Annotated in this window: 24 protein-coding genes; 10 read left to right on the plus strand and 14 right to left on the minus strand. The window is 62.7% G+C overall.

Annotation, left to right across the window (positions count from 1 at the left end):
- Window positions 1–14: 14 nt before the first annotated feature.
- From ACUY3D_RS05145 to ACUY3D_RS05175, 7 genes are all read right to left on the minus strand, one after another.
- On the minus strand, window positions 15–437 hold the full coding sequence (locus tag ACUY3D_RS05145; protein ID WP_070523924.1) for a heat shock protein transcriptional repressor HspR: 423 nt from the start codon (window positions 435–437) through the stop codon (window positions 15–17).
- 13 nt (window positions 438–450) lie between these two features.
- Window positions 451–1,656, minus strand: coding sequence for a molecular chaperone DnaJ (dnaJ, locus tag ACUY3D_RS05150; protein WP_143334629.1), 1,206 nt, complete (start codon window positions 1,654–1,656; stop codon window positions 451–453).
- A gap of 134 nt (window positions 1,657–1,790) precedes the next feature.
- Entirely contained in the window at window positions 1,791–2,471 is a 681-nt protein-coding gene (gene grpE / locus ACUY3D_RS05155; RefSeq protein ID WP_448240467.1) for a nucleotide exchange factor GrpE, read from the minus strand.
- 3 nt (window positions 2,472–2,474) lie between these two features.
- A complete protein-coding gene (gene dnaK, locus ACUY3D_RS05160) occupies window positions 2,475–4,319 on the minus strand; it encodes a molecular chaperone DnaK (RefSeq protein ID WP_070523650.1) in 1,845 nt (614 codons plus the stop codon).
- A 231-nt stretch (window positions 4,320–4,550) separates the two neighbouring features.
- Complete coding sequence (locus tag ACUY3D_RS05165) at window positions 4,551–5,291, minus strand: ABC transporter ATP-binding protein (protein ID WP_448240470.1); 741 nt, start codon at window positions 5,289–5,291, stop codon at window positions 4,551–4,553.
- A gap of 58 nt (window positions 5,292–5,349) precedes the next feature.
- A complete protein-coding gene (locus tag ACUY3D_RS05170; protein ID WP_083299193.1) occupies window positions 5,350–6,357 on the minus strand; it encodes a FecCD family ABC transporter permease in 1,008 nt (335 codons plus the stop codon).
- Window positions 6,354–7,283, minus strand: coding sequence for a FecCD family ABC transporter permease (locus tag ACUY3D_RS05175; protein ID WP_232755653.1), 930 nt, complete (start codon window positions 7,281–7,283; stop codon window positions 6,354–6,356). The genes ACUY3D_RS05170 and ACUY3D_RS05175 overlap by 4 nt, the downstream gene beginning before the upstream one ends.
- 161 nt (window positions 7,284–7,444) lie before the next feature.
- Between ACUY3D_RS05175 and ACUY3D_RS05180 the strand changes: the two genes are divergently transcribed.
- From ACUY3D_RS05180 to ACUY3D_RS05190, 3 genes are all read left to right on the plus strand, one after another.
- A complete protein-coding gene (locus tag ACUY3D_RS05180) occupies window positions 7,445–8,557 on the plus strand; it encodes an ABC transporter substrate-binding protein (protein ID WP_448240472.1) in 1,113 nt (370 codons plus the stop codon).
- A 401-nt stretch (window positions 8,558–8,958) separates the two neighbouring features.
- Window positions 8,959–12,405 carry a bifunctional proline dehydrogenase/L-glutamate gamma-semialdehyde dehydrogenase gene (locus ACUY3D_RS05185; protein WP_448240474.1) on the plus strand — a complete coding sequence of 1,149 codons (3,447 nt, stop codon included), beginning with the start codon at window positions 8,959–8,961 and terminating at the stop codon, window positions 12,403–12,405.
- A 34-nt stretch (window positions 12,406–12,439) separates the two neighbouring features.
- Window positions 12,440–13,702 (plus strand): AI-2E family transporter, encoded by a 1,263-nt coding sequence (locus ACUY3D_RS05190; RefSeq protein WP_448240476.1) that lies wholly within the window; start codon window positions 12,440–12,442, stop codon window positions 13,700–13,702.
- 125 nt (window positions 13,703–13,827) lie between these two features.
- On the opposite strand, the gene ACUY3D_RS05195 is transcribed toward ACUY3D_RS05190, so the two are convergent.
- On the minus strand, window positions 13,828–14,406 hold the full coding sequence (locus ACUY3D_RS05195) for a nucleosidase (RefSeq protein WP_239249081.1): 579 nt from the start codon (window positions 14,404–14,406) through the stop codon (window positions 13,828–13,830).
- 111 nt (window positions 14,407–14,517) lie between these two features.
- On the opposite strand from ACUY3D_RS05195, the gene ACUY3D_RS05200 reads away from it, so the two are divergent.
- The 4 genes from ACUY3D_RS05200 (at window position 14,518) to ACUY3D_RS05215 (ending at window position 17,298) form a co-directional block, all read left to right on the plus strand.
- The gene (locus ACUY3D_RS05200) at window positions 14,518–15,012 is read left to right on the plus strand and encodes an LppP/LprE family lipoprotein (RefSeq protein WP_448240479.1); all 495 of its coding nucleotides are present in this window, start codon (window positions 14,518–14,520) and stop codon (window positions 15,010–15,012) included.
- Window positions 15,013–15,067: 55 nt separating this feature from the next.
- Window positions 15,068–15,679 carry an LppP/LprE family lipoprotein gene (locus tag ACUY3D_RS05205; RefSeq protein WP_448240481.1) on the plus strand — a complete coding sequence of 204 codons (612 nt, stop codon included), beginning with the start codon at window positions 15,068–15,070 and terminating at the stop codon, window positions 15,677–15,679.
- Window positions 15,680–15,771: 92 nt separating this feature from the next.
- Window positions 15,772–16,635: a flagellar basal body-associated FliL family protein gene (locus tag ACUY3D_RS05210; RefSeq protein WP_448240483.1), complete on the plus strand. Its 864-nt coding sequence runs from the start codon at window positions 15,772–15,774 to the stop codon at window positions 16,633–16,635.
- Between the two features lie 24 nt (window positions 16,636–16,659).
- Window positions 16,660–17,298, plus strand: a complete 639-nt coding sequence (locus ACUY3D_RS05215; RefSeq protein ID WP_448240485.1) for a hypothetical protein — start codon at window positions 16,660–16,662, stop codon at window positions 17,296–17,298.
- Window positions 17,299–17,307: 9 nt separating this feature from the next.
- Here the strand turns inward: ACUY3D_RS05215 and cysN are convergent, their stop codons facing one another.
- Genes cysN through ACUY3D_RS05230 form a run of 3 tightly spaced genes read right to left on the minus strand, consistent with a single transcriptional unit; the run spans window position 17,308 to window position 20,278 of the window.
- Window positions 17,308–18,600 (minus strand): sulfate adenylyltransferase subunit CysN, encoded by a 1,293-nt coding sequence (cysN, locus tag ACUY3D_RS05220; protein WP_448240487.1) that lies wholly within the window; start codon window positions 18,598–18,600, stop codon window positions 17,308–17,310.
- A complete protein-coding gene (gene cysD / locus ACUY3D_RS05225; RefSeq protein ID WP_193629452.1) occupies window positions 18,600–19,496 on the minus strand; it encodes a sulfate adenylyltransferase subunit CysD in 897 nt (298 codons plus the stop codon). Before cysD ends, cysN begins: the two co-directional genes overlap by 1 nt.
- Entirely contained in the window at window positions 19,496–20,278 is a 783-nt protein-coding gene (locus ACUY3D_RS05230) for a phosphoadenylyl-sulfate reductase (protein WP_448240489.1), read from the minus strand. Before ACUY3D_RS05230 ends, cysD begins: the two co-directional genes overlap by 1 nt.
- A 162-nt stretch (window positions 20,279–20,440) precedes the next feature.
- Here ACUY3D_RS05230 and ACUY3D_RS05235 point away from each other — a divergent pair, with 162 nt between their 5' ends.
- The 3 genes from ACUY3D_RS05235 (at window position 20,441) to ACUY3D_RS05245 (ending at window position 24,630) form a co-directional block, all read left to right on the plus strand.
- Window positions 20,441–20,857 (plus strand): methylenetetrahydrofolate--tRNA-(uracil-5-)-methyltransferase, encoded by a 417-nt coding sequence (locus ACUY3D_RS05235; RefSeq protein WP_448240491.1) that lies wholly within the window; start codon window positions 20,441–20,443, stop codon window positions 20,855–20,857.
- A 137-nt stretch (window positions 20,858–20,994) separates the two neighbouring features.
- Window positions 20,995–22,704 (plus strand): ABC transporter ATP-binding protein, encoded by a 1,710-nt coding sequence (locus tag ACUY3D_RS05240; protein WP_448240588.1) that lies wholly within the window; start codon window positions 20,995–20,997, stop codon window positions 22,702–22,704.
- Window positions 22,705–24,630, plus strand: a complete 1,926-nt coding sequence (locus ACUY3D_RS05245) for an ABC transporter ATP-binding protein (RefSeq protein ID WP_070683637.1) — start codon at window positions 22,705–22,707, stop codon at window positions 24,628–24,630.
- On the opposite strand, the gene ACUY3D_RS05250 is transcribed toward ACUY3D_RS05245, so the two are convergent.
- The 3 genes from ACUY3D_RS05250 to ACUY3D_RS05260 are packed head-to-tail and all read right to left on the minus strand — an operon-like array spanning window position 24,627 to window position 26,116.
- Window positions 24,627–25,202: a hypothetical protein gene (locus ACUY3D_RS05250; RefSeq protein ID WP_448240493.1), complete on the minus strand. Its 576-nt coding sequence runs from the start codon at window positions 25,200–25,202 to the stop codon at window positions 24,627–24,629. The genes ACUY3D_RS05245 and ACUY3D_RS05250 overlap by 4 nt on opposite strands.
- The gene (locus ACUY3D_RS05255; RefSeq protein ID WP_070531987.1) at window positions 25,195–25,554 is read right to left on the minus strand and encodes a DUF6114 domain-containing protein; all 360 of its coding nucleotides are present in this window, start codon (window positions 25,552–25,554) and stop codon (window positions 25,195–25,197) included. The genes ACUY3D_RS05250 and ACUY3D_RS05255 overlap by 8 nt, the downstream gene beginning before the upstream one ends.
- Window positions 25,544–26,116 carry a DUF6230 family protein gene (locus tag ACUY3D_RS05260; protein WP_070523701.1) on the minus strand — a complete coding sequence of 191 codons (573 nt, stop codon included), beginning with the start codon at window positions 26,114–26,116 and terminating at the stop codon, window positions 25,544–25,546. Before ACUY3D_RS05260 ends, ACUY3D_RS05255 begins: the two co-directional genes overlap by 11 nt.
- Window positions 26,117–26,142 lie beyond the last annotated feature (26 nt).

Consider the following 26,142-nt stretch of genomic DNA (forward strand, 5'->3'; position numbering starts at 1 on the left):
GGAGGGGGAAGTGCCTAGCTGTCGCGGCGTCGGTTGCGACGCGGCTTCCACATCACCACGGATGTCGAACGCGGCACGTGGACCAGCTCGCCGCGCGATGGCCGCACCTGGCTGCGCAAGCGCTCAACTTCGGCCTGCAACTCATCGCGCTCGGCGGCGAGGCGGTCACGCTCCGCGGTCAGCTCGATGATGGACTTGATACCAGCCAAGTTCACACCATCATCCTGCGAGAGCGTCTGGATCTTGCGCAAAAGCTCGATATCGCTCTCGGAATAGCGGCGCCCACCGCCGGAGGTGCGGGCCGGGGAGACCAACCCCATCCGGTCATACGTGCGCAGGGTTTGAGCATGCATGCCAGACAGTTCCGCAGCCACGGAGATGACGTACATCGCCTTGGGCTGCGCCGCATCGCTTCGGTTCATCCTGTCTTTGCTCATCATGCACCTCCTCCTAGCGGGCTACCGTGTTGCCGGCCCAGCCGGCGCGCGGATCGAAGCCGGAGTCCTTCTCCGCCTGCGCGTAATTGCGCAGCGCCGAGGAGGCAGCGGCATCCAGGGTGGAGGGCACCGTAACTTGTACGGTCACCATGAGGTCACCAGCCTTGCCGCCGCGCTTGGCCACACCGCGGCCCTTCACGCGCAACGTGCGGCCGTCGGGAGTGCCCGCCGGTACCTTCACGCGCACGGGCGAATCGAGGGTCGGCACCGTAATGGTGTCCCCCAAGGCCAGTTCCGCGAAGGAAACGGGGACGGTGACGTGCAGGTCGTCGCCCTCCCGAGTGAAGACCTTGTCGGGCTTTACCGTGACCGCCACGAAGAGGTCACCAGAAGGCGTGCCATTCGGGCCCGCTTCGCCCTGACCAGCGAGACGCACCTTCTGACCATCAATGACTCCAGCAGGGATGCGCACCGTGATGGAGCGGGTGCGGTGCACCGTTCCGGAACCAGAACAATCAGCGCACGGGTCTTCGGCGCGCTGGCCGGTGCCATCGCAGTCCGTGCACGGCGCCGAGAAACCGAAAGTACCGCGCTGCTCAGAGGTGAAACCGGTGCCATCGCACGTCGAGCACGTTGACAGCTTGCCACTCTTCGAACCGGAGCCGTGGCACGTGGTGCAGGGAGCTTCGCCGCTGAGCTGCAGCGGGATGGTGGTTCCCTTTGCCGCCTCGCGGAAGTCGAGGGCTATTTGCGTTTCGACGTCGGCCCCCCGCGACGGCCGAGCTGTGTGGCCAGCACCACCGCCGCGGTTGAAAACGCCACCGAAGATATCCCCAAGACCGCCGCCTTGAGACGCTCCTCGAGCGGATCCTCCGAAGATGTCCGAGATGTCGAATTCTTGCGCACCCGGTCCACCCATGTGCGTGGATCGAAACCCGCCGGGAAACCCGGCGCCTCCTCTCCGTCCAAAGCCGCCGCTGCGCATCATGGCCTTGAACTGGTCATAGTCCTTGCGGGTAGCTTTGTCTGAGAGCACGTCATAGGCCTCAGCCACCTGCTTGAATTTCTCCGCCGCCGCGGGGTTATCCGGGTTGGCATCGGGGTGGTTCTGGCGGGCCAGCTTGCGGTAAGCGTGCTTAATCTCTTCGGCGGTAGCGGATGAGGAGACCCCCAGATCCGCGTAATAATCCTTGTCTGCCCATTCTGGCTTAGCGTTCACTGGGCATCTCCTCCTTTCAGGAGAGTCGATTCATGGTTGGGTTTTAAGATTTTTTGCTAAGTAAAAAAGCTAACTAAGTAGTGAAAAGAAGAGTGGCGCCAAGGAACATTGAGCCCTGACGCCACCTGCAATACCTATTCTGCGTTGTCCGAGCTATCCGGACTCTCAGCGGTATCGGCTGACTCTGCAGGGTCGGCGATAATCACCATGGCGGTGCGTACAACGCGTTCCCCCACCGTGTAGCCGCGGCGCAGAACCGTGCCGATGACCTGCTCGTCACCGGTGGACAGGTCCTGGACCGCTTCGTGCACCTCGGGGTCGAAGGCATCGCCCTCGGCACCGAACGGGACCAGCTGGTTCTTGGTCAGCACGCCCGTGAGCTTGTCCGCGATGGCCTTGAGCGGGCCCTCGTTGAGGTCACCGTGCTGGCGAGCGAGCTCCATGTCATCAAGGATTGGCAGGAAGTCTGCCAAGACCTTGGCCTTGGTGGTCTCGATCACGGCCTGGCGGTCGCGCTCGGTGCGGCGGCGGTAGTTGGTGTACTCCGCGTTGAGGCGCTGCAGGTCCTCGGTGCGCTCAGCCAGCTGAGCTTCCAGGGAGTTTTCCGCAACGGTCTCCTCACCCGCGGCCGCTTCATCGGTGATGTCGCGGGCGGCGTCCTCTACCGCGGCCTCTGCCTCAGCGGTGTTCGCCGTGGCGTCATCCACAGCGCCGTCGGCAGAAGCGGCCTCGGCGGCGGCAGCCTCCGCAGCCTCAGCGGAGGTTGCCTCAGGGTCGGTATTGGCCGGGTTGCCCGGGTCCTGAGGGGAGGTCATGGTTTACTTCTCCTTGTTCTCGTCGTCCTCGTCGACAACCTCGGCGTCGACGACGTTCGGGTCACCAGCGGCGTCACCAGCAGCGGCACCCTCGGCACCCGCCTCAGCAGCCTGTGCCTCGTACAGGGCCTTGCCCAGCTCCTGGGACTCGGTGCCGAGCTTCTCGACGGCCGACTTAATCGCCTCGATGTCATCGCCCTTCAGCGCCTCATCGACGGCATCGGCAGCCTCGGTCACGCGGTTCTTCAAATCCTCCGGCAGCTTGTCGGAGTTCTCATCCATGAACTTGCGGGTCTGGTAGGAAGTGGACTCGGCCTGGTTGCGGGTCTCCTGCTCCTCGCGGCGCTTCTTGTCTTCCTCAGCGTGTGCCTCGGCGTCCTTGACCATGCGGTCGATCTCCTCCTGGGACAGGCCGGAACCATCCTGGATCTTGATGGTGTTTTCCTTGCCGGTGGCCTTGTCCTTAGCGGAGACGGAGACGATGCCGTTGGCGTCGATGTCGAAGGTGACCTCGATCTGCGGCACGCCACGCGGCGCCGGGGCAATGCCGCCGAGCTCGAAGGAGCCGAGCAGCTTGTTGGCGGAAGCCATCTCGCGCTCGCCCTGGTAGACCTGAATCTGCACGGAAGGCTGGTTGTCATCAGCCGTGGTGAAGGTTTCGGACTTCTTGGTCGGGATGGTGGTGTTGCGCTCGATGAGCTTGGTCATCACGCCACCCTTGGTCTCGATGCCGAGGGAGAGCGGGGTGACGTCGAGAAGCAGCACGTCCTTAACCTCACCGCGCAGCACGCCAGCCTGGAGAGCAGCGCCGACTGCCACGACCTCATCCGGGTTAACGCCCTTGTTCGGGTCCTTGCCGGTCATCTCCTTGACCAGGTCGGACACGGCCGGCATACGGGTGGAACCACCGACGAGGACCACGTGGTCAACCTGGGACAGGGACAGGCCAGCATCCTTGATGACCTGGTTGAACGGCTCCTTGGTGCGGTCCAGGAGGTCCTGGGTGATCTTCTGGAACTCGGTGCGGGACAGGGTCTCATCAAGGAAGAGCGGGTTCTTCTCGGAGTCCACCGTGATGTACGGCAGGTTGATGTTGGCGGACTGGGAGGAGGACAGCTCAATCTTGGCCTTCTCAGCAGCCTCACGCAGGCGCTGGACAGCGCGCTTATCCTTGGTCAGGTCAACGCCCTGGGAAGCCTTGAACTTGTCGACGAGCCAGTCGACGATGCGCTGGTCCCAGTCGTCACCGCCGAGCTGGTTGTCACCAGCGGTAGCCATGACCTCAACAACGCCGTCACCGATCTCCAGCAGGGAGACGTCGAAGGTACCGCCACCAAGGTCGAAGACCAGGATGGTCTGCTCCTGCTCGCCCTTCTCCAGGCCATAAGCCAGCGCGGCGGCAGTCGGCTCGTTAACGATACGCAGGACGTTCAGGCCTGCAATCTGGCCGGCCTCCTTGGTGGCCTGGCGCTGGGAATCCTCGAAGTAAGCCGGGACGGTAATGACGGCGTCGGTAACGTCCTCACCCAGGTAAGCCTCGGCGTCGCGCTTCAGCTTCATGAGCGTGCGGGCCGAAATCTCCTGCGGGGTGTACTTCTTGTCATCGATATCGATGGTCCAGTCGGTGCCGATGTGGCGCTTGACGGAGCGGATGGTGCGGTCAACGTTGGTGACCGCCTGGTTCTTGGCGGACTGGCCAACGAGAATTTCGCCGTTCTTGGCAAAAGCCACGACGGACGGGGTGGTGCGGGAACCCTCGGAGTTAGCGATAACGGTTGCCTCGCCACCTTCCAGCACGGATACAACCGAGTTGGTGGTACCAAGGTCAATTCCTACTGCGCGTCCCATAATCTTTTTTCTCCTTGCGTGTTGGGGTTTGTTTTAAGTTGATAATGCGCGACTCAACTTCTGCCGCGTCCAGTCAGCGACTCTAACAGAAGCGACACTCAAAGTCATCCAAACCTGAGCGCTGGTCACTCAACCTACACAACGCAGGCAAACTCAAAGTTGTTCCCGATCGACTCAACTTTTTTATTTATCGCCAACACGCTGGGAAAATAAACCCGGTTTGGCGGAGACTCACCCCACAGGGACGATTGCCGGCTCACCGTCCACATCTACAACGCAGACTGACAGCCCATAGAGTTCCTCAATAAGGGCAGGGGTGATGACCTCGCGCGGCACGCCCGCGTCCCGCACCGTTCCATCTTTCATCGCCACGACGTGATCCGCATAGCGCAATACATGCGCCAAATCATGAATGACCGCAATAAGGGTTTTGCTTCCTGCCAGCTGCCGCATCAGCCGCATGAAGGAATGCTGGTATCCGATGTCAAGCGCGCTCGTTGGCTCATCCAAGAAGAGCACGGGCGTTTCCTGGGCGAGGGCCATGGCCAGCCAAGCACGCTGACGCTGACCGCCAGACAACGCCGCTACCTCGGCCGTCTCCAGCTCTTCTAGGCCTACCTTTGCTAGCGCACGACTAACGGCACGCTCGTCCTCCTGGCTCCTCCACCCCATAAATCCTTGGTGGGCGAATCGCCCGCGCGCAACCAGTTCCCTGACATTGATCCCTTCGGGAGCTATGGATTGCTGCGACATCACGGCGACGCGCCGAGCGTAGCTACGCCGAGAGAATGCGGCTGCATCTTCTTCGCCAATACACACCGCGCCCGCGTTCGGCGTTTCCAACCGCGCCAACACCTTCACCAAAGTGGATTTTCCACAACCATTGGGGCCGATAATGGCAGAGAATTTCCCGGCTGGAAAAGACACATCCACCGAGTCGAGAATTAACGGGGCAGTCCTCCCATAGGACATGCTCACCCCCTCAGCCCGCACGCTCGGCGCACCGTCACATACTTTTAGTTGGTTCACTTTACTGACCTTTCATTCCGGCAGATCGGGATTGCCACAGCAGCAAACCCGCCAGGTAGATGCCACCGGCGCAGACCGTAATAAGACCGGCAGGCAGAGTAATTGGGAAAAACAGCCGCTGCCCTGCTAAATCGGCAGCGAGCAAGAAAAGTGCACCGAGGACTCCAGAGAGCAACACCGGCGTCCTGTCTGGACGCGAGAGCAACCGAGCCATATGTGGGGCCGCGAGGGCAATAAATGAGATTGGGCCCGCTATCGCCGTCGATACAGCGACAAGAACTGTGCCAACCAGAACCATCACCACACGTGCACGACTCACGTTCAACCCCAACGCACTCGCCGTGCTATCCCCCAGGGCAAGCGCGTCACACCAGCCACGCAGCAGCAACCCAGCGACGCACGCCGCGCCTCCCAGCACCCCCAATGGAATAACTCGCGCCCAGGACACAGCATTCAATGTTCCAGCAGCCCAAGTCGCCGCACCTAGGGACTGCTCCAACTCACCACTAAGAATCAACCACTTGTTTATTGCTGAAAGGAAGAACGTCACTCCAATCCCCACCACAACCAGCCTTGCTCCCGTGAGCCTTCCGGCAAATGAAAGCCCCATGATGAGTAACGCAGTGATAGTCCCACCCACCAACGCGCCTAGCGCAATGTTGAATGCGGAGCTAAAGCTCGCCAAGGAGACCGCGATGACACCGGTATAGGCACCGGTATTAAACCCGATAATGTCGGGTGACCCCAGCGGATTGTGGGTGAGGATCTGAAAGATGGCGCCCGCTATGCCCAAACACATTCCTACGACAATCGCGGCAACCACCCGCGGAGCACGCCATTGCCACACGACGGTGGCTGCAAAGTCAGTGCTATTGGGATTCGTAGCCACGGACCACAACGCTGCACTATCCTGCCCGGCACCAGGCGAGAAGAGCGAATAGGCAGCAATAGCCAGCGCGACGATCACAATGCCCGCAAAGGACAAAACACTTCTCACGCTCACAATCACAGCCTCCTTCCAGCGCGATGGGACAGCGCAATCAATACTGGGGCACCAATGAGCGACACCGTGACGCCAGCCGGCAACTCAGCAGCAGTGAGGTAGCGGCCCACAATATCGGCGCCCAATAAAAACAAAGGCCCCACCACGGCAGCGGCGACAAGCTGTGCCCGCTCTTCGTATATCCCGCACAGCCTGACAACATGCGGGATAACTAGTCCAACGAACACAATCACCCCCGCCGCTGCGGTGGCGGTAGCAGCCAACACCGTTACCGCCGCGACAAGCCCCAAACGAGTCAGTTTGAGGTTAATGCCGAGACTCGCCGCAACGTCATCCCCCAGAGCAAGGGGCGGCAAGTGGCGAGCAAAGACAATCAGTAGCACCACGCCTACCACCAGTCCGCCGAAGGCAATCACCACTGGCGTCCACGAAGCAACGTCAACGGAGCCCGTCACCCAAGCACGGATTCTTGCAAAGGCGTGAGGATCTATCAGGATCAGCGCGGAGGACAGGCCCTCACATACCGCCCCGATGGCTACGCCTGCAAGAATCAGTCTCAGCGGATCAACATCGCCCGCTCTGCCACGCCCGACCGCGGTGACCAGCAGCATGGTCACTGCCGCACCGATGATGGCTGCGAGCGAAAACGCAAAAGGTGATTGCCACCCCCACCAGCCCAGAGCAATGGCGGCGGCCAAGCTGGCGCCTACGTTAATCCCGAAAACTCCGGTATCTGCCAAAGGGTTGCGCGTCATGATCTGCAGAACTGCACCAGCGAGGGCCAAAGCACAGCCTGCGCAAACAGCAACGAGTGTACGGGGAAGACGCCTCTCCCACACGATCGAGGAAGCTATACCAGGCTGTCCCCGAAGGGCGGCCAACACGTCGCTGAAGGGAATGCTACGCGCGCCCAACGCCAGTGACAGCGCCACGCCGATACAGAGAATGGCAAGGCCAGCAACTACTACCCAACCAAGACGCCGGGTATTTCTCTTTCCGGCGCGCAACCCCTGCTCAATCACCGACACCACCCAAATACCTTCATATGCTCACGTTTCCTTAGCTCGACCTAATTTAGGTTAGGCTACCTTTTATGAACATTCGAAAGAAAATCGCACCCCGCACCCCTCTCCTCCGCCTCACTGCTGTTGGTCTTACCGCAGCGCTAGCGCTCACCGGCTGCGCCAGCCTCGAAAACACCAACTCAAACGCTGACGCTTCTAACCCTGCGTCCTCACCGTCCGGGAAAGAATCAGGAAACTCCAATTCAGCCTCGGGAAATGACTCCGTGGCCACCGGAGGCGAAGGCTTTGCCGGGGCGAGAGAGAAAAGCCAAAGCTTTGGCAGCGATGCAGCCCCTGGTCAATTCCCACGCACGGTCACGCATGCACGCGGAACGACCGAACTCAAAGAAAAGCCACAACGGGTGGTTGTTCTAGAAAGCGGCGAACTCGATTCCGTCCTAGCACTCGGCATGAAGCCAGTCGGCATGACCACGTCCAAGGGCCAGAATCCCGTCCCGGATTACATGGCCGACAAAGCAAGTGACATCGAAACGGTAGGCACGATCAACGAAGTCAATATGGAAAAGATTGCTTCGCTCAACCCCGACCTCATCATCGGCTCGCAGCTGCGCATGGATAAGCACTATGACCAGCTCAATTCCATCGCACCTACCGTTTTCTCGATCCGCCCTGGATACACCTGGAAAGAAAACTTCCGACTCATCGGTGAAGCCCTCGGAGAAGAGGAGCGCACCGAACAAGTCATGGCCGACTATGACAAGAAGATCGAAGAAGTAAAGAAGGTCATTGAGGACGGGCCAGTTAGCGAAGACACCACCGTCACCATTCTGCGCTTCATGCCGGGCAAGGTACGCCTCTACGGGCGCCTTTCACTCATTGGAACGGTGCTTGATGACGCCGGCCTCGCCCGCCCCGCCAACCAGGACATCGAAGAGCTCGCTGCGGAAATCTCGCCGGAGAACATTGACCAAGCGGACGCCGACTACATCTTCTACTGCAGCTACGGAGATCCCTCCGCCACCGGCCAAGACACCGCCGTTTCTACCGCGGCGTTCCAACGGCTACCTGCGGTCAAAGACGGCCATGCCATCGAGGTCAGCGACGATACGTGGGCACTCGGCTTGGGGCCTCTGGGCGCACAGAAAATCGCGTCAGATCTCGCGGACTATCTCAGCCACTAACACGGAGGTAGCACCCTCCCCTCAAAACAACACCTGTGGGATTGACTCACCCCAACTTAAGGGGCTAGCTTTCATGTAAGCGAGATGGGTTACACGTCTACGATTTCTGTGCGGCGGGCCATATCAAGGTCACCGATTTCTCGCTAATCAGGCCAGGCCGTTGCCTGGCTGCTCCCCACACGCAAGAAGGGTGGTCGCACATGAATGCTCACTTCATTAGGCAGCGTCGTTCTTCCGATCGGCCACCGGTTGTGTACGCCAGCGTTAAATAAGCACCTCTTTTCACACAGACTGAACGGCACGGCGCAGAGTATGCGCCCGTGTTGGACTAGAAAGTCTGCAGTTTCCGCTTTCCGCAAGGCCGCACCAGTGTGCCTTGAGACCCATAAAGGTTGTAATCCATGACTAACGATGCTCACACCCCCGTTCCCGAATCCACCGACATTGACGCCGCGCTGATCGCCGACGCCGCGGCCCAGGCCCACTCCTGGCTCGCCTCCACCGCCGACGAGCAGGATCCGGCCACAGAACAACTCGCAGACTTATTGCGCAACCCGGACGGGGTGGCCTTCACCATGGACTTCGTGGACCGCGTCATGCGCCCCGAGGATGACAAGGTAGCCGCCCACGCGCTGAAGTCCGTCACCACCACCTATGACGCGTCCTTCCTCGGCCTCATCAACGGCTCGCTGGTGGGCCTGGGTGGGTTCTTCGGGCCCATCCTGCCCAACCTGGTCATGCCGCTGGCACGCATGCGCATGCGCCAGATGGTGGGCCACCTGGTCCTCGACGCCGAGAGCGATGCCCTGAACAAGACCCTGGACAAGGCTGCCGAGTCCGGCGAGCAGCTCAACCTCAACCTCCTCGGTGAGGCCGTACTGGGCGACGACGAAGCGCGCTCCCGCGCCGAGCGCACCCTCAAGCTCATCAATAACCCGCGCGTGACCTACGTGTCCGTCAAGGCCTCCTCCATGGTGGCCCAGCTCAACCCGTGGGATATCGAGGGTTCCTTGGTCCGCCTCAAGGAACGCCTGCGCCCGCTCTACGAGGCCGCCGCGCGCCGCCCGGATAAGGTCTTCATCAACCTGGACATGGAGGAATACCACGACCTCCACCTCACGGTGCGCCTGTTCACCGAGCTGCTCAGCGAGCCGGAGTTCACCAACCTCGAGGCCGGCATCGTGCTGCAGGCCTACCTGCCGGATACTTTCGACGCCTTGGCGCACCTGGCAGAATTCGCCAAGCAGCGCGTGGCCGAGGGCGGCTCCCACATCAAGATTCGCATCGTCAAGGGCGCGAACCTCTCCATGGAGCACGTCCAGGGTGAAATCCACGGCTGGCCGGCAGCTCCTTATTCCACCAAGGATGAAGTGGACGCCAACTACTACCGCCTGCTCGATTACATCCTGCGCCCCGAATTCGCTGACTGCGTGCGCATCGGCGTGGCCACCCACAACCTCTATACCGCGGCCTTTGCCTACAAGCTGGGCACCAAGCGCGGCGTTATGCGCATGATGGATTCCGAGATGCTCCAGGGCATGTCCCCGGCCCAGCAGGCCGCGGTGCGCGAGGCCTTCGAAGGCCGCCAGATCCTCTACACCCCGGTGGTGCACGCGGAGGACTTCGATGTCGCCGTCTCCTACCTGGTGCGCCGCTTGGAGGAGAACTCTGCACCGCAGAACTTCCTCTACGCCCTCTTCGCCCCGGAGGAGCAGGCACTCAAGGACCAGGAGCAGGTCTTCCGCGAAGCCGTCGAGCAGCGCTGGGATACCTTCGCCGGCCCGCGCCGCACCCAGAACCGCCTGGAGGAGGCCGAGCAGGCAGCCGGCCGCCAGGCACCGCGCACCGGGCGCTTCGCCAACGAGCCGGACACCGACCCGGCCCTGGAGGCCAACCGCGAGTGGGCTTTGAAGGCCCTGGCACACAACCCCGGTGAGCACGGCGTGGAGGAAGTGACGGATGCGGGGGTCGTCGACAAGCACGTAGCCCGCGCCGCCGAGCTCGGCGCCGAGTGGGGCGCACGCCCTGCCGAGGACCGCGCCCGCGCGCTCGAGGCCGTGGCCGATGAGCTGGCCAACCGCCGCGGCGAGTTCATCTCCGTTGCCGCCTACGAGGCCAACAAGACCGTCACGCAGACCGACCCGGAAATCTCCGAGGCCATCGATTTCTGCACCTACTACGCACAGTCCGCGCGTCTTCTGGAAAGCTACGCCGCCGAGTTCACGCCCCACCGCGTGACCGTGGTGACCCCGCCGTGGAACTTCCCGGTGGCCATCCCCACCGGCGGCATCGCGGCAGCACTCGCTGCGGGTTCGGCCGTCATCATCAAGCCCGCGCCACAGGTCGTGCACTGTGCGAAGCTCGTCGTGGAGGCCTTCCGCGCCGGCCTTGAGGCACAGGGCCTCGACCCGGATCTGGTCCAGCTCGTCTTCACCGATGAGGGTAACGCCGGCCGCGCGCTCATCTCCCACGACGATGTCGATGCCGTCATCCTCACCGGTGCTTCCGATACCGGCAAGCTCTTCCGTTCCTGGAAGCCGGAGCTCAACATCATGGCGGAGACCTCCGGCAAGAACGCGCTCATCATCACCCCGTCCGCGGACCCGGACCTGGCCATCCAGGATCTCTATCTCTCCGCCTTCGGCCACTCCGGCCAGAAGTGCTCCGCATCCTCCCTGGTCATCTTCGTCGGCGCGGCTGGCGAGTCCGAGCGCCTGCGCTCGCAGCTTGTCGACGCCGTCAAGACCCTCATCCCCGGCCCCGGCTATGAGATCACCACGACGATGAACGGCCTGGCCGAGGCCCCGGGCGAGAAGCTGCTGCGCGGCCTGACCCAGCTGGAGCCGGGCGAAAAGTGGCTGGTGAAGCCGGAGAAGCTCAACGAGGAAGGCACCCTGTGGTCGCCGGGTATCCGCGATAACGTGCGCCCAGGTTCCTGGTTCCACGTCAACGAGTGCTTCGGCCCGGTTCTTGGCATCATGCACGCGGAGACCCTGGAGGAGGCCATCGAGTGGCAGAACTCCACCGGCTACGGCCTGACCGGAGGCATCCACACGCTGGATAACGACGAAATCGATTACTGGCTCGAGCGCGTCGAGGTGGGCAACGCCTACGTCAACCGCGGCATCACGGGCGCGATTGTGCAGCGCCAGTCCTTCGGCGGCTGGAAGAAGTCCGTCATGGGCCCGGGTGCCAAGGCAGGCGGCCCGAACTACGTGGCACAGTTCGGCACCTGGTCCGAGGGCCCACTGCGCCCCTTCGACGTGGACATCTCCCAGCCGGTGGCGGCCCAGCTGCGCGCCTTTGGCAAGCTGGAGCTCTCGGAGGAGGACACCGCCTGGCTGTGGCGCGCGGCAGAGCTCGACGAGCTGGCGTGGCAGCAGGAATTCGGTCGCAAGCACGACCGCGCCGGACTGGTCTGTGAGGCCAACGTCTTCCGCTACCGCCCGGTGCTCACCCCGCTGCAGGTGCGCATTGGCGCCGACGCCGCGCTTCGCGACGTCTCCCGCCTCGCCCTCGCCGCCACCCGCACCGGCTCCCCCGTGCGCTTCAGCGCCGCCCTGGAGAAGGCCGCGGAGCTGCGCGAGCTGGGCTTTGACGTCGATGCCGTGGAGGCAAGCGCCTTCGCCCGCGAGGTTTCCGGCTTGGAGTCCGCGCGCATTCGAACCGTGGGTTCTGTCGAGCCGGGCGTCTTTGAAGCCGCGGTGGAATCCAACTCCGTGGTCCTAGACCAGCCGGTGCTGGCCGACGGCCGCCGTGAGCTCCTCCCCTTCCTCCTCGAGCAGGCGGTCTCGGTGACGATGCACCGCTTCGGCATCATCCGCCAGGTAAGCAGCATCCGCGCATAGTCGTTTCCTTGGGCCATATGGAAAGATATGGTCCATGACTACAAACACTGGTGACTCCACCGCGCCGGAACCCGAAACAACACAGTCCGCCGCGGTGGCACAACCTATCAGCGAAGAGGCCACTATCCCGGTCTCAACAACCGATGACAAATCCCGCGTCCTTGGGCGCGACGCCATTTCCCTAGCCAAGGTGTGCCTGATCTTTATCATCGTGGTGGCGGGCGTCGGCCTGGCCGGCTACCTGCTGAAGTTCATCTGGGTAGGCCTGCTGCCGGTCATCCTGGCCATCCTGGTGTGCACGGTGCTCTTCCCCGTGACGAACTGGTTACGCGCGCACAAGTTCCCCCGTGCACTGGCTGCCATCACCACACTGCTGGGCTTCTTGGCCATCATCGGCGGCGTCTTCGCGGCGATGGCCCCGGTGGTCTCCTCTCAGGGCGCGTCCCTGGTCAGCCAAGCTGAGGGCGGCTTGAACAAGCTCGTCGATATGGCCAAGGACCTGCCCTTCGATATTGATGCCGCGAAAGTCCAGGAAGTCCTCGATGACGCCATGACCTTCATCAAGGGCCAAGCTTCCAACATCGCCACCGGGGTGATTTCCGGCGTATCGATGGCCAGCTCCATCGCCATGGCGCTCGCCATCATGCTCTTCGTGGCCTTTTTCATTCTCAAGGACGGCGATAAATTCCTGCCGTGGCTGCGCACCTATACCGGCTACTCCGCCGGCTGGCACGCCACCGAGCTGCTGACTCGCGTGTGGAACACGTTATCCGGCTTCATTCAGGCGCAAGCAGCCGTCGCGGCCGTTGATGGCATCCTCATCGGCCTCGGCCTCTGGGTTCTCCAGGTACCACTGGCCCTTGTCATCGGCGTGGTTACGTTCTTCGCCAGCTTCATCCCGGTCATTGGTGCTGTCACTGCGGGTGCGTTGGCCGTGATCATCGCTCTGGTCTCCGACGGTCTGACGAAGGCCCTGCTCGCCCTGGGTCTCATCATCATCGTGCAGCAGGTAGAGGGCAACGTCCTCCAGCCGATGCTGCAGTCCAAGGCCATGGGCCTGCACGCGGCGATGGTTCTGCTATCCGTCACGGTCGGCTCCGCCCTGGCCGGCATCATCGGCGCCTTCCTGGCTGTGCCGGTGGCTGCCACCATTGCCGTGGTCTTCCGCTACCACCAGGAGATGGCCAGCCTACGCGCCGGTGAGATCAGCACCGACGACATCAAAATTGCCACATCAGATGGCCACGAGGACGTCATGGAGCTCTACGAGAACCTAGAGGCCAGCAGCGCCCGCTAGCCACACAACCGGCGCATGGTTCGAGCTTTCCCGGCCGTGCAACTGCCCTAGTTGCCAAACTTCTCCCCCACCACCCGGGCGGGAGCGATGGTTTTGGCAACTAGGGCACTTTCCGTATGGAGGGCCTAGTCCGCGGACACCGTGTCGAAGGCCACGGCCAGCTCCTCCGCCGCGCGGTCGAGCACCGAGGCCCACGAGCCATAGGATTCTTCATTAGCGGTGTCCGAAACCTGCTTGAGTAGCGTGCACGGCACGCCGAACTTTCGGCACACCGCGGCGATGGCGTAGCCCTCCATATCGCACAACGCAGAGTCCTGGGCAAGGCGCGTGCGGGTCGGGGTATCCGAAATAAAGGCGTCACCCGTGGCAAGCGTTGCGGTCGGCAGCTTGCCTGAGGTCTCTAGCTCGATGACCTCGGGGAGGAGATAGCGGGAGACATCGCTGAGCACGTCGAGGTGAAAGTCATGCTTGCGTACATGGGAGATCTCAAAGACGCCCGAGAGATCGTCGCGAAGCGCGCCCGCAGTACCGATGTTGATGACGCGCTCCGGCAGCGCCTCTGCCGACGCCAGCACCGTTGTCAGCTCGATGGCGGCGGGAACCGTACCAATACCCGTGATGAGCAGCGGCGCTCCCTCAGGAACATGCGTGGCTTCGGCATCCACGGCGGCAACGAACAGTGTACAACCAGACAGATTCTCCATGCCTGAGAGACTACCCGCTGGCCCGAGGAATGCTCTCCGTAACTCTGGCCGGGGTCTCTGCAGCCTTTGTAGGGTCTGGAACCACACCGAGACCTCAGAAAGGAGAACACAATGTTCACACCACGGGTTTTCGTCGGAGCCGCACTACTTTGTTTCCCCCTCATTGCATGCAGCAGCCCAGAAGAAGTTCAGGCTAGCCCCGTAGCCGAAGTCTGCGAGGCAGGAAATGCCCACGCTGCTTTCGCCGACAACATCGCCCAGGTTCCCCAGTGGAATGGACATGACTGGGCACTGGTTGATTCCGCCCACTTCGATCCGTGCGCGGAGTTGAGCTGGCAGACCATTTCCGTCGAAGGCGCAACGGCGTCCTCGCCGCACCACATCATGCTCTTCCACTACGGCGAGTACATCGGCACCGCCACCGCCGAGCCCTACGCCTTCTTCCCCAGCGTCGAGCAGGTCAACGGCAGTGAGATTTCCGTGACCTACCACTGGCCGCAAGAAGGCGACGCCAATGCCGCGCCGACGGGCACCACGGATGCGAACTTCCGCTGGGACGCTGCCCAGAACAAAGTCATCATGAGCGGTGACGTTCCTCCTCGCTAAGATAAAACCAATCGTGCGCCTCACACGAGGCGCACTTTTTATGGAAGGAACACTAATGCACAGGTCTGCCCTCGTGGGCGCTGTCCTTATCTGTCTCCCCCTCGCCGCTTGTGCGCAAAGCCAGCAGGATGAGGCGGAGACCCCTATGTTCAGCGCGGTCCACAACAGTTCGGCGAACGTTGCCACCAAAACCACCACGGAAGAGGCAGCAAGCCCCGAGCCTACGAGCAGCGAGGCACCTTCCCCTACCCAGAGCGCGGACAAGCCGGAGTCTTGCGAGGATATTGACGCCGACGAGGCGTATCAATCAGGCATTGGCAGCATCGCGCCGTGGAATGACTTTGGCTGGCAACTATCTTCTTCCTCAGGGTTCGACCCTTGCGCGGCTTTAAGCTGGCAAATTATCACCGTCGAGGGTGCCACGGCCTCCTCGCCGCACCACATCATGCTCTTCCACAAAGGCGAATACCTTGGCACCGCCACCCTCGAGCCTTATGGCTTCTTCCCCACCGTCGAGCGAGTAAGTGACGCTGAGATCGCCGTGACCTACCACTGGGCCCGCGAAGGCGAAACCACCGCCGGGCGCACCGGCGAAACGCATGCTGGGTTCCGCTGGGACGAAGGCCAGCAGAAAACAATCATGAGCGGTGACGTCCCACCGAATTAAACCCCTTATTGTGAGGGTAAATACGGCTATAGTGTGACACGGCTTCCTGTGGAAGCTGCTGTCTGCCGCCCCCGTTTTAAGGAGTTTCCTGCGTGACTAATAGCAACCCCTGGGCCCCGCCAAGCAACGAAGGCCCGGAACGTCCTGCACGCTCGGGGAGCATCCTTATCATCGCCGTCGTCGTCCTCCTTGAGATTATTGCTGGTGTCACGTGGCTGGTAATGTCGCGCTCCTCTTCTGAAACCACAGAAGAAGAGGCTCTCTTTACGCAGGTGGCCCCGAGCACCACCACAAGTGCTGAGGCCACCACAACAAGCAGAGAAACCCACACTACAAGCGTTGAGACGAGCACCGCGAAACCCGTGACGTCTAAAGCCACGCCTCAGGACAGGTGCGGTACAGCAGCTGAAAAGACCAGGAATGATATTCCACGTCCGATGACGCTGTTTTGCAATGACGACTGGCTCTACCTCGCCACAGAGAATAGCTCCTCTTTTTATCTCTATTCCTGGGGTGGCGGGGAATGGGTTCCCTATAAGAACGACGGTGTCGATGACACATCATCGATCAAGTGCTGGGATTCCAACCGCCTCAGCGCCGACAATGTCCCGAAGCAAATCACAGATGACATCCCTGTATGCGCGCAAGCCACTGAGAAGGCGGAGGCTCAGGAGACCTGCGATGGTCGCTATATCCTCATCGTAGATTCCCTCCTCGTCCCTTATGACGAGTCCCCGCAATCCGAAATCGACCGCGTTGAGGCCCACTACGCCGGGGTCAAGATCATGCCGGGAACAGCATGCAGCTCGCTGCGTTCGGAACACGAAGGCAAGCAGGTCTATGCGGCCTACTACGACGCCGGACACAGCGTGGATGAGGTCTGTAAGCTCAAGGCGCGATACGGTGGCAACGCCCGTTCGCTCAATAACAATGCAGATTTCAGCGATCCCTGCTAACCCCTCGAAAGGACTTTTCGCCTCGTGGCACACTACAACCTCTATAACTCCCTCAACCTTGACCCTTCCGCTGATTCCGCGACCCTGACCTCGGATATCGAGCGCCGCCTCGCCGCGACTGACCCGTCCAACGCAGCGCTTTACGACGAACTCTCCACCGCCCACAGCATCTTCTCCCGCCAGGACCGCCGCCAGCAGTATGACCGAGCTATCGCGGATCCCTTCGGCCCCGAGGTGGACGTCGCCCGCATCCGCGAGATCGCTACGTCTGGCTCCGGTGTACAGCTCATGCCCCAGCCGTCGACCGCCCAGGCTTCCGGTTCCTCCAACTTCAACGTTGATCTGAGCAACTTCTCCTTCCCCGTGGAGCCCTCCCGCCAGCGCGCGCAGTCGATCCAGTGGTGCATCGTGTGGGGCCTGCTGGCCTTCATGTGGATCATCTCCACGATTCGCGGCCTCGGCGCCCTCGCGGAGGTCGGCAACGCCAGCGGCGTTGAACTCCTCTACGGCGCTGATGACTACGTCGACGAGGCCAGCTCCGCCGGCGCCTTCTTCTTCATGGTCGCCGGCGGCACCCCGGTCTACCTGATGATCGCGGAGTTCATCTGGTCCCTGCGCAAGACCTTGGGCCGCAAGCAGGCCGAGAAGAACGCCACGGCCTAAACTCGCGGGTTAGCGCAGGCGCTGGCCCACAAAGCCTGCTGCCAGCGTGTTGCCGCTGGACTGATCGATGAGCAAGAAATTGCCCACCGCGCCGCGAGCGGCGTAGTCCTCCACGGGAAGCTCCGCCTGCGTTTGGACAGAGATGTAAGCGATGTCATTGAGTGCCGCGGACTCCGGGGCCCCAACATCCGCCACGCCGTCTAGGTCGAGGATGCGGTCCACCGATGCCACGCGCGCCTTGACCAATGCTGTGCCATAGCGCAGCTTCACCATCTGTCCCGCGCGCAGCTCCTTGTCTGTAAGGACCACCGCGGTGGCGGCGAATTCGCGCACCTCCTCCGGGCGCTGTGTTCCAGCAATGAGGTCGCCGCGGGCCAAGTCGATGTCATCGGCCAGCCTAAGTACCACGGAATCCCCGGCGCGCGCCGCCTCATCCGAGCCAAGCGGGCCGTCGGTGGTATCGATCGCGGTAACCGTCGAGGTCCGCCCGCCCGGCAGCGTCACCTCATCCCCCACCGCCACGTGCCCGGCCTTCACGCGCCCGGCATAGCCGCGGTAATCGGAGGCGTGCTCGCGGATGACGTATTGGATGGGGAAACGCAGGTCCAGGTCATCGGCGCGGCCGGTGGCCACGGGGACGGTCTCCAGCGTTTCGAGGACCGTCGGGCCCTCATACCAGTCCATGGTGGTGGAGCGTTCCACCACGTTATCGCCCTTCAGCGCGGAAATCGGGATAGCCACCGAATCGGTGATACCCAAGCGCGCGGCGACCTCGTTGAACTCAGCCTCAATCGCGCGGAAGGTGGCCTCGTCGTAGTCCACCAGGTCGATCTTGTTCACGCCCAGGATCACGTGGCGCACGCCCAAGAGTGCTGCCACGTTGAGGTGGCGGCGAGTTTGTTCGACGACGCCATTGCGGGCGTCGACAAGCAGCACCACCACCTGGGAGGTGGACATGCCGGTGACCGTGTTGCGCGTGTACTGCACGTGGCCGGGGGTATCGGCCAGGATGAAGGTGCGCTTATCGGTCGCGAAGTAGCGGTAGGCCACGTCGATGGTGATGCCCTGCTCGCGCTCGGCACGGAGGCCGTCGACAAGCAGTGAGAGATCCATGCCGTCGAAGCCGCGGTCGGCAGAGGAACGCTCCATGGACTCCACCTGGTCCGCCAGCACGGACTTGGTGTCATAGAGCAGGCGGCCCACGAAAGTGGACTTGCCGTCATCGACGGAACCGGCGGTGCACAGCCGCAGGGTATCGCGCTGTTTCAGCGCGCCGACATTCGGTGCGAGGGTAGTCGTCATCAGAAGTAGCCTTCCTTCTTGCGGTCCTCCATGGCGGACTCGGACAATTTGTCATCGGCGCGGGTGGCGCCGCGCTCAGACAGGGTGGAAATGGAGATTTCCGCGAGCACCTCATCGGGCGAGGCAGCGGTGGATTCCACGGCACCGGTGCAGGACATATCGCCCACGGTGCGGTAGCGCACGGTGCGGGTCTCCAACGGCTCGTCCTCGCGGGGGCCGCCCCACTCGCCGGGGGTCAGCCACATGCCGTTGCGGTTAAACACCTCGCGCTGGTGCGAGTAGTAGATGGAGGGAAGCTGCAGGTTGCGCGCGCCGATGTACTCCCAAATATCGGACTCGGTCCAGTTAGAGATGGGGAAGACGCGGACGTTTTCGCCGGCCATCTTGCCGCCGTTGTACAGGTCCCACAGCTCGGGGCGCTGGCGGCGCGGGTCCCAGCCGCCGAAGGAATCGCGGATGGAGAAGATGCGCTCCTTGGCGCGGGCGCGTTCCTCGTCGCGGCGCGCGCCACCAAGGACGGCGTCGTAACCGCGCTCCGCGATTGTCTCCACCAGCGGCACGGACTGCAGCGGGTTGCGGGTGCCATCGGGGCGCTCCTGGAGGTCGCCGCGGTCGATCCAGTCCTGGACGTGGGCGACGTGCAGGCGCGCGCCGGTTTCTTCTACCAGCTCGTCGCGGAATTGGATGACCTCCGGGAAGTTGTGGCCGGTATCGACGTGGATGAGCTCGAAGGGCACGGTGGCCGGTGCAAAGGCGCGGCGGGCGAGCTCGAAGACGACGACGGAGTCCTTGCCGCCGGAAAAGAGCAGGCCTACCTTGTCGAATTGCCCGGCGACTTCGCGCAGGATGTGGAGGGATTCGTTCTCTAAGTCTTTAAGGTGTGGTGAAAGAGTCATTATTCGTGCAACCCGCATTCTGTCTTGCCGTCAGCGAAAACGCGCCCGGAGCGCGCATCCTCGCCCTCGCCTACCGGGAAGGTCAACGGCGCGCAGCCGATGGAGCGGTAGCCCTTGAGGGTGAGGGGGTGGATGATGAGGTCGTGTTCCTTGATGTACTTGTCGGTCTGGTCCAGATCCCACGTAATGATCGGGGAAATCTTCAGCCGGCCCGTGCGGTCCAGGCTCAGCGCCGGGGCACTCGCGCGGTGCTCGGAATCGGCGCGGCGCAGGCCGGTGACCCACCCGACGTAGGGGTCCATGGCCATGTTGAGAGGCTCCACCTTGCGCATACGGTTATACGCCGCCACATCGCGCGCATACAGGCGCGGACCGTAAATTTTGTCCTGTTCCTCGGGGCTCAGAATCGGCAGGACCCTCACCAAGGGCAGATCCGCATAGCGCTTGGCGACGTCCCCCGCCACCCCCAACGTCTCCTCAAAGTGCCAGCCGGTGTCGATGAAAAGGAGGTCGGCGTCTAAGTGGGCGCGGTGCGCGAGCTCGGCCAGCACGGTGTTTTCCATAGACATCGTGACGGCGAGCCGGCCCGGCGCGTGCTCGGCGGCCCATTCGGTGATGGTCTCGGCGGAGGCGTCATAAAGCTTGTCGGCCCACTCCTCGACGAGTTCCTGGTTTCGCTGGGCCACGGCAGGCTCAAGCGGCGCGGTATCGCGGGTGCCTTCGGGGCTAATGCTGGGATCGCGGTAGTCGCCGCGGTCCAGCAGGTTTATCGGTTCGGTCATGACACCTCACATTAAAGGGAGGCGGGCGTGTGCGCAGCCCCACAGTGGGGCGCGATGGCTGTGAGCTTGGGTACTAGGAAGAATAAAAATTAGCCAGAATGAACCGAGCGGACTAGATTTACAGACTAGACAGTCTATTTCTTCCGAACTGAAGGGGTTCTCATGCAGCGTGTCGCAATTGTCGGGGACAGCCCCGCCGCGCTCTCCACCGCCGAACGGCTCATCAGGGCCGGGCTGTGCGTGGACCTCTACTGCGAGCGCCCCGCGCCCTTCGGTTTGCTGCGCCGCTTCGCCGGGCTCTCCGGCGCGGAATCCGTTGCTGAGCCGTGCTCGAAGGGGACAACGCCGCGCTTGCGGCTCATCGGCAACGTGCGCGTGGGCTATGGCCCAGACGCGGACATCAACCACTCGGATCTCAACCAGCTCTCCGCTTCCGGAGACCGCCACCTTGTTCTTTTGGAGCTCATGGCCCGCGGCGTGGCCATCACCACGTGGGAGGGCCTGTGCCAGCCCACCGACGACGTCGAGGATTGGGCCGCTGTCACGGCGCGGGCCCAGCGCGCCCCGGTCTGCTTCTAGCGCGGGCTAGCGCCCGCGCGTTATAAGGGAAGCCTGCTGACGATACCCCACGCTAGACGCACTCGCGTCTAGCGGGATAGACTTGCGCGGTCATTGACCTTTGGCCTTTCCAGGCCGCTCACATGAAACGTTGGTCTATGGAACTCCTACGTATCCTCCTATCCCGCTCGAAGCCGTATACCGGCTACGTCATCGCGGTGTTGCTTCTCCAAGCACTGTCCACCGCAGCAACGCTTTATCTTCCTTCGCTCAACGCGAAGATCATTGACAAGGGCGTTGCCCAAGTTGATATCGACTACATCTGGCACACCGGCGGCATCATGCTCATCGTGGCCTTCATCCAGGTCAGCGCCGCCATCGCCGCCATCTGGTTCGGCTCCCGCACCGCCATGGGCCTCGGCCGCGACCTGCGCTCCGAAGTCTTCCGCCGCGTCACCCGCTACTCCGCCGAAGACATGAGCAACTTCGGCACCGCCACCCTCATTACCCGCGGCACCAACGATGTCCAGCAAGTCCAGATGGTCTACATGATGATGCTCAACTTCATGGTTGCCGCCCCCATCATGTCCATCGGCGGCATCATCATGGCCATCCGCGAAGACGCCGGAATGTCCTGGCTCGTCGCGGTCTCCGTCATCGTGCTGCTGGCCGCCATCTCCGTCATCATCGTGCGCCTCATGCCGCTCTTCCGCTCCTGGCAGGAAAAACTCGACGTCATGAACGGCACGCTGCGCGAGCAAATCGCCGGCATCCGCGTTGTCCGCGCCTTTACCCGCGAGGAGCACGAGGCCGAGCGTTTCCGCACCGCCAACCGCGACATCACCAACCTCTCGCTCAAGGTGGGCCAGCTGTTCGTCCTCATGTTCCCCATCATCACCGTCATCCTGAACGTAGCCACGGGCGCAGTTCTGTGGTTCGGCGGCCACCGCGTCGACGACGGCCTCGTGGAGGTCGGCTCCCTGACCGCCTTCCTGCAGTACCTGCTGCAGATCCTCGCGGCGGTCATGATGGGCACCTTCATGGCCATGATGCTGCCCCGCGCCGTCATTTGCGCGCGCCGCATCACCGACGTCCTCGAGCACGATCCCTCCATCGTCGAGCCCGCTACCCCGCTCACCCCGGAACGCTCCGAGGGAGTAGTCGAGTTCGACAACGTCACGTTCCAGTACGCCGGCGCCGAAGCGCCCGTGCTTCACGACGTCTCCTTCACCGCCACCCCCGGCACCACCACCGCTCTCATCGGCGCGACCGGTTCCGGCAAAACCACCGCACTCTCCCTGATCCCGCGCCTCTACCTCCCGACGAAGGGGCGCGTGCTTCTCGACGGCACCAATATCGCCGATATGGCACGAGGGGACGTCGTCAAGCGTGTGGGCCTCGTGCCTCAGAAGCCGTACCTGTTTAGCGGTTCCGTGGCCTCCAACCTGCGCCTCGGCGCCCCGGACGCCACCGACGAGGAGCTGTGGGAAGCGCTGCGCGTGGCCCAGGCAAACTTCGTCGAGGACCTCGACATGCACATCTCCCAGGGCGGCACCAACGTTTCCGGCGGCCAGCGCCAGCGCCTGTCCATCGCACGCATGCTGGTGGCGCGGCCGCTGGTGTACCTCTTTGATGATTCCTTCTCCGCGCTCGACGTGCTCACGGATGCCGCGGTACGCGACGCCATGCGGGAATACACCGCGAAGGCGACGACCATCATCGTGGCGCAGCGCGTGAGCTCGATCGTGGATGCGGATCAGATTCTGGTCATGGACGCCGGGCGCGTCGTGGCCCGCGGCACGCACGAGGAGCTGTTGGAAAGCTCGACGACGTACCGCGAAATTGTGGAATCCCAGGAGGTGGCATAAATGACTGAGCAAGACAACGCGACGTTAGAAGCCGAGATCGAGCAGAAGACCGGCGAAAACGCGCCGCGCAAGGCCAAGAATTTTTGGCCCTCCGCCAAGCGTCTCTTTGGTCTGCTCGCGCCATTCAAGGCGCAGCTTGTCGCGATTGCCGCGATGAACCTCGTGTGCGTGTTCCTCGCCGTGGCCGCGCCCAAGGTTATGGGCAAGGCCACCGACGTCATCTTCTCCGGTGTCATTTCCCGCCACCTGCCCGCCGGCATGACCAAGGAGCAGGCCATCGCCGCTCTGCGCGCGGGCGGGCAGGATAAGTTCGCGGACATGGCCTCCGCCATGGACTTGAACCCTGGCTTCGGCATTGATTTTTCCAAGCTGGGCACGGTCATCGGCATCGTGATTGCGATGTACGTGGTGTCCTCGCTCTTCCAGTGGTGGCAGGGCTACCTGCTCAACTCGCTGGTGATGAAGGTTGTCTTCGATCTGCGCGAGCGCATCGAGGCGAAGATCAACCGGCTTCCGCTGAACTACTTCGATACGCAGTCGCGCGGCGACCTTCTTTCGCGCACCACCAACGATGCCGACAACGTCCAAACGGCCCTGCAGCAGGCCATTTCGCAGCTGTTCTATAACCTGCTCATGGTCATCGGCATCACGGTCATGATGTTCACCGTGTCCTGGCAGCTGGCCCTCGTGGCGCTGCTGGCGCTGCCGCTGACCGGTGTGGTCATCGGGGTCGTCGGCTCGCGCGCGCAGAAGCAGTTCAAGGCGCAGTGGAAGGCCACCGGTGACCTCAACGGGCAGGTCGAGGAAGCCTTCTCCGGCCACGACCTGGCGACCGTCTTCGGACGCATCGATTCCATGACGGAGGACTTTGATAAGCGCAACGAGGAGCTCTTCCGCTCCGCCTCGCTGGCGCAGTTCCTGGCGGGCATGATGATGCCGATCATGCAGTTCATCTCCTACCTGTCCTACGTGGTCATCGCGGTGCTCGGCGCGTTGAAGGTGGCCTCCGGCAACCTCACGCTGGGTGGCGCCCAGGCCTTCATCCAGTACTCCCGCGAGTTCAACCAGCCGCTGGGCCAGCTCGGCGGAATGATGCAGCAGGTGCAATCGGGCGTGGCCTCGGCCGAGCGCGTCTTCGAGTTCCTCGACGCGGAGGAAGAACCCGCCGAGGAGACCACCTCCCGCCTGGGTGGACGCGCCAAGGGCCTCGTCGAGTTCGATGACGTGGACTTCGGCTACGATGCCCCGCTCATCCAGGACCTTTCCCTCCGCGTGGAGCCGGGCCAGACCGCCGCCATCGTGGGCCCCACGGGTGCTGGCAAGACCACGCTGGTCAACCTCATCATGCGCTTCTACGACATCGATTCCGGCACCATCCGCCTCGATGGCGTCGACACCGCGCAGATGTCGCGCCACGAGCTGCGCTCCCAGGTGGGCATGGTGCTGCAGGACGCCGTGGTCTTCGAGGGCACCATCATGGACAACATCCGCTACGGCCGCCTCGACGCGACCGACGAGGAGGTCATCGCCGCCGCCAAGGCCACCTACGTGGACCGCTTCGTCCACGCGCTGCCTGAGGGCTATGACACCGTCATCGATCAGGACAATGGCGCGATTTCCTCCGGCGAGCGCCAGCTCATCACCATCGCGCGCGCCTTCCTGGCGCAGCCGGCGCTCCTTATCCTCGATGAGGCGACCTCCTCCGTGGATACCCGCACCGAGGTGCTTGTTCAGGACGCCATGAACGCGCTGCGCGCTGACCGCACCTCCTTCATCATCGCGCACCGCCTGTCCACGATTCGTGACGCCGACATCATCATCGTCATGGAGGAAGGACGCATCGTGGAACAGGGCACCCACGCCGAGCTTCTCGACGCCCACGGCGCCTACTGGCGCCTCCACCAGTCCCAGTTCCGCGAGGACTAGTCGACGGTCACGGACATCCTCGGGGCCGAGAACGTGTCACCCGTGAGGTTCGCCAGCTCAAGGGTGACGTCGCTTAAGGAAAGGTGCTCCATGAGGGCGTCGGGAAGCTCGGCGTCCGGGACAGGATTCGGCTGGGGTATACCGAGCTGATCGAGGACGGCATTGATATCGCCGCTGGTGAGATCCGCCGTGACGGGCACAGTACGCGCGCCTTCGACGGTGGGGGTGGCGGTCAGCAAGGTCGCCACGATGCGCGCGGGTTCCACGGTGGTTACTGAACCACCGGTGGTGAGCAGGCCATCGCCGGCGTTTCCGGGCAAGGTGATGGCCAGGTTGCGCACGGCAAGGCGATCGCCGGTGAGCTCGATAACGCGCACCTCGCCGTCGCGGGTGGGCATCGTGCCCAGCGTGGCCTTCACGTTTCCCGTTAGCGTGACCTCGTCCGCCTGCACGGTGGAGAAGTAGGGCTGTGCCGGAGCGACCTGCGCGCTCACGCCCGTCGCGCTCGCCGCAGCGACCATGGCGGCCACGATCACAACGCTCCGTGAGCGCGAAGGACGGTGCTTAAACATCGGTAGGCTCCCACGCCAAAGTGAGCGCGCCGCCAATGATGCCGAGGAGCGTTCCGATAAGAAAACCTCCCAAGTTAGAGGTAGGCAGCGCAATCACGGCCACGATGATGCCGAGCACTCCCAGATACGTCGAGGTGGCCGGGCGAAACCACGCTCCTAAGCCGAACATGACCAACAGCGCCCCGATAAGCAGCGTGGACACGCCCGACACCGTGGAAATCATGACCAGCAGGTCCGAGATGTGCACGGTGAAATACGCGGGCGTGGCGATGACGATTCCCGAAAGTATGAGCAGCAAGCCCGGGATGAACGGCCGCCCACCGCGCCACGCCTTAAACCGATCAGCAGCCATTTCCGCGGCCCCGTTCCACGGATACACCCACGTTCTGTGCTGACAGCGTCTTGGCGCCGATGGAGGTGGCGCGGACGTCGTCGGCAGTCAGCGAAACCTTCTTTGCATACAGGCCCCACGTTCCGGGATCCGCGGTGGTAGACAGCTGGCGCGCATCGATGCCCACGTTCGCGTCCTCCATGACCAACGAGCCTTCGATGTCCGACGCACCAACCAACAAGTCGGTGGCCTCCACGCTGTTATCGCCCTTCGCCTTCAGCGCCAGCGTGGCCTCCCCCACCGCCGGCAGGTCCGTCGTGACGTAGAGGCAAAGATCCGAGGCCACCGCGTGCTCCATCTTCAACCGGGCCGTCGGCACGTCCTCCTCGCCCTTCTTGTCACTATCCACGAAGAGCGAGAAAGCCTCGCCCTCCAAGTGCCGCATGTTGACGTTGAAGAACGTTCCCGATAGCGCCAGGTTCGCCGTCAGACCGCCTTGCGCCACTGCAAACCCCGTCACGCCGAAAGCCGCAAATCCTGCGATAAGCCCCACCGCCGCCTTCGGCGCACTGATTCTTCCCATACACGTCAGCTTATTTCTCGGCCTCC

This window comes from Corynebacterium guaraldiae (assembly GCF_053480195.1).

Coding starts and splice junctions, on each gene's coding strand:
- ACUY3D_RS05260 (WP_070523701.1), bottom strand. CDS start 26,116: ATGGGAAGAATCAGTGCGCCGAAGGCGGCGGTGGGGCTTATCGCAGGA.
- ACUY3D_RS05250 (WP_448240493.1), bottom strand. CDS start 25,202: ATGTTTAAGCACCGTCCTTCGCGCTCACGGAGCGTTGTGATCGTGGCC.
- ACUY3D_RS05245 (WP_070683637.1), top strand. CDS start 22,705: ATGACTGAGCAAGACAACGCGACGTTAGAAGCCGAGATCGAGCAGAAG.
- ACUY3D_RS05200 (WP_448240479.1), top strand. CDS start 14,518: ATGTTCACACCACGGGTTTTCGTCGGAGCCGCACTACTTTGTTTCCCC.
- ACUY3D_RS05145 (WP_070523924.1), bottom strand. CDS start 437: ATGAGCAAAGACAGGATGAACCGAAGCGATGCGGCGCAGCCCAAGGCG.
- ACUY3D_RS05165 (WP_448240470.1), bottom strand. CDS start 5,291: ATGTCCTATGGGAGGACTGCCCCGTTAATTCTCGACTCGGTGGATGTG.
- ACUY3D_RS05240 (WP_448240588.1), top strand. CDS start 20,995: ATGGAACTCCTACGTATCCTCCTATCCCGCTCGAAGCCGTATACCGGC.
- grpE (WP_448240467.1), bottom strand. CDS start 2,471: ATGACCTCCCCTCAGGACCCGGGCAACCCGGCCAATACCGACCCTGAG.
- ACUY3D_RS05235 (WP_448240491.1), top strand. CDS start 20,441: ATGCAGCGTGTCGCAATTGTCGGGGACAGCCCCGCCGCGCTCTCCACC.
- ACUY3D_RS05205 (WP_448240481.1), top strand. CDS start 15,068: ATGCACAGGTCTGCCCTCGTGGGCGCTGTCCTTATCTGTCTCCCCCTC.
- dnaK (WP_070523650.1), bottom strand. CDS start 4,319: ATGGGACGCGCAGTAGGAATTGACCTTGGTACCACCAACTCGGTTGTA.
- ACUY3D_RS05255 (WP_070531987.1), bottom strand. CDS start 25,554: ATGGCTGCTGATCGGTTTAAGGCGTGGCGCGGTGGGCGGCCGTTCATC.
- ACUY3D_RS05185 (WP_448240474.1), top strand. CDS start 8,959: ATGACTAACGATGCTCACACCCCCGTTCCCGAATCCACCGACATTGAC.
- cysD (WP_193629452.1), bottom strand. CDS start 19,496: ATGACTCTTTCACCACACCTTAAAGACTTAGAGAACGAATCCCTCCAC.
- ACUY3D_RS05180 (WP_448240472.1), top strand. CDS start 7,445: ATGAACATTCGAAAGAAAATCGCACCCCGCACCCCTCTCCTCCGCCTC.
- ACUY3D_RS05195 (WP_239249081.1), bottom strand. CDS start 14,406: ATGGAGAATCTGTCTGGTTGTACACTGTTCGTTGCCGCCGTGGATGCC.
- ACUY3D_RS05190 (WP_448240476.1), top strand. CDS start 12,440: ATGACTACAAACACTGGTGACTCCACCGCGCCGGAACCCGAAACAACA.
- ACUY3D_RS05230 (WP_448240489.1), bottom strand. CDS start 20,278: ATGACCGAACCGATAAACCTGCTGGACCGCGGCGACTACCGCGATCCC.
- cysN (WP_448240487.1), bottom strand. CDS start 18,600: ATGACGACTACCCTCGCACCGAATGTCGGCGCGCTGAAACAGCGCGAT.